Origin of the sequence: Actinotalea solisilvae (assembly GCF_016464425.1) — a bacterium.
In the GTDB taxonomy this organism is placed as follows: domain Bacteria; phylum Actinomycetota; class Actinomycetes; order Actinomycetales; family Cellulomonadaceae; genus Actinotalea; species Actinotalea solisilvae.
Map to the genome: position 1 here is coordinate 1 of NZ_JADDKQ010000041.1, position 2,394 is coordinate 2,394.

Consider the following 2,394-nt stretch of genomic DNA (forward strand, 5'->3'; position numbering starts at 1 on the left):
GGCCCGGCCGGCCCTGGTGGCCCGGCCGGCGGCCCCCCGCCCGCGCCCGGCTGGACGCCGCCCCCGGCGGGCCCGGCGCCGGCGCCGACCGGGGCAGACAGCTTCTTCGACGCGGTCCGCCGCTCCGGCCTGGTCCGCTCGCAGGAGCGGTGGGTCGGCGGCGTCGCGGGGGGCGTGGCCCTGCGCCTCGGCATCGACCCGCTCATCACGCGCGGAGTGCTCGCCGTGAGCGTGCTGTTCGGCGGGCTCGGCCTCGTCCTCTACGCGATCGGCTGGCTCCTGCTGCCCGAGCAGCGCGACGGGCGCATCCACCTCCAGCAGCTGTTCCGCGGCGACTTCGACGCGGCCGTGCTCGGCGCCTTCGCGCTCTTCGTCGCGGGTGTCTCCTTCCCCGACTCCTGGTCACCCGGCCTCTGGTGGGGGCCCGACGCCGGCTGGTGGCGCGGACTGCTCTGGGTGAGCGCCGCCGCCCTCGTCGTCGTCCTCATCGTCTCCGCGGCCAACCGCCGCCCGACGCCGCCCGGCCCCGGTGCCGGACCGGCCGGCCCCGGCTGGACCGCGCCGCCGCCCCCGCACCCGGGCGACCAGCCGCCCACGACCTGGCCCACGACCGGGCCCACGACCCCGTACGTCACCCCTGCCGCGGCACCGCCGCGGCGCCGACCGGAAGGACCGACCACGACCATGTACCCGACGACCGCGCCGCAGGGCACGCCGCCCGCGCCGCCGCAGACCCCGACCGGGCACGGCGCCCCGGGCGCGCACGGCTGGCACGGCGCCGCGCCGGGACCGCACGGCGCCCCGGCACCGGCGGCCTGGCAGGGCAGCCAGACGTGGCAGGCGCCGGCACCCGGCCCGGTCACGGTCCTCCCCCGCACGGGCCCGCGCGGCCCCGGCGCCGGCGTCGTCGGCGTCGTCGTGGCCCTGAGCCTCATCACGCTCGCCGTGCTGCTCTACCTGCAGCGCACGGGCGACTTCACCGGCCCGGTGGCCCTCACGGCCGGCGCCGTGGCCGTGACGCTCCTCGGCGTCGCGATCATCGTGTCCGGGCTGCGCGGCCGCACGGCGGGCGGCCTCGGCGTCCTCGCCGTGGTGCTCACGCTCTCGCTCCTGCCGCTCGCCGCGTTCGACCGCTACGCGTGGGACGGCGACTGGGACCAGGACTGGGACGGCGGCGCCGCCGTCGGCGACGTGACCGGCACCCCGACGACCGTCGCGGAGGCCGAGGCCGGCTTCTCGGTCGGCGCGGGCAAGGTCGAGCTCGACCTCACCGAGGTCCCGCTCGAGGAGGGCGCGACCGTGGACGTGCCGATCGGCGTGGGGGCCGGTGACGTGACCGTCACCGTCCCGCCGGGCACGGCGGTCGACGCCGAGGTCCGCGTCATGGCGGGCGAGGTCCACTGGTTCGACGAGAGCGTGACGCGCGGCAGCCCCGGCACGGGCGGCACGCAGACGTTCGAGTCCGACGCCGTCGCCGCCGGCGAGGAGCCCCAGCTGCACCTCGACGTCACGGTCGGCGCGGGCACCGTGCGGATCGAGGAGGCACCGTGAGCCCCTCGCGCGGCGCGACGCCCCCGGGCGCCGCTGACGACCCCCGGACCACCCCACTCCCCACCGAGGAGCAGACCATGCAGACCCCGACGCCCGCCGGCGGCACACCCGAGCCGGACGACCTCACCGCCACCACCCCGCTGACGACACCCGGCAGCGACGGCACCGACGGCAGCGACAGCACCGACGGCACGGCCGGCACCGCCGGCACCGGCGCTGAGCCGGCGAGCACACGCACGACCGAGGGCAGCGACCGGCTGGCGGACACCGCGCGGCTCGACACCGCGCGGCCGGCCGACACCGAGCGGCTGACGCTCGACGAGCGCCTCGGCCTCGCGCCTCGCGACGACGTGGTCGTCCGGGACGACCCGGCTCCCGCCGCGCCCCTCGGCGCGACGGCACCGGCGCCCGAGGCGCCGACCCCGCCCACGTGGTCGGCGGCGTCCACCGGCGCGACCGCCCCGGACGCCGCACCCGCACCGGTCGCGGTCGAGGAGCCCCGCGGGGTCCGCGTCGGCACCGTGGTCTGGGGCCTCGTCGTCGCCGCGGTGGGCGTCGGCCTCGTCGCCTGGGCGAGCGGGCTCGTCTTCGACGTCGAGCTCGCGGTCATCGGCCTCGTGGCCGCCGCGGGCGTCGCGCTCCTGCTCGGGTCGCTGCTCGCGCCCCGTCGGCGCCGGTCCTCCTGACCCCGTCGGTCCCGCATCGCGGGACGTGGGTCGGGCCGGGCACGCCCCGAGGTCCTCGGGCAGGCCGGCCGGCCGGCCGACTGGTCGGTCGGTCGGCCGGCTCGGGCCCCCGCACGACAACGGCCGCACCGGCTCTCGCCGGTGCGGCCGCGTCGTG

2 protein-coding genes are annotated in these 2,394 nt (G+C 79.4%); both read left to right on the plus strand.

Annotated features, from left to right (window positions below; genetic code table 11):
* Window positions 1–1,551, plus strand: a 1,551-nt coding sequence (locus JIG38_RS19780; RefSeq protein ID WP_199425349.1) for a PspC domain-containing protein, incomplete at its 5' end; no start/stop codon positions are given.
* 77 nt (window positions 1,552–1,628) lie between these two features.
* Window positions 1,629–2,237, plus strand: a complete 609-nt coding sequence (locus JIG38_RS19785; RefSeq protein WP_199425350.1) for a hypothetical protein — start codon at window positions 1,629–1,631, stop codon at window positions 2,235–2,237.
* The last annotated feature ends 157 nt before the right edge of the window (window positions 2,238–2,394 follow it).

Coding starts and splice junctions, on each gene's coding strand:
- JIG38_RS19785 (WP_199425350.1), top strand. CDS start 1,629: ATGCAGACCCCGACGCCCGCCGGCGGCACACCCGAGCCGGACGACCTC.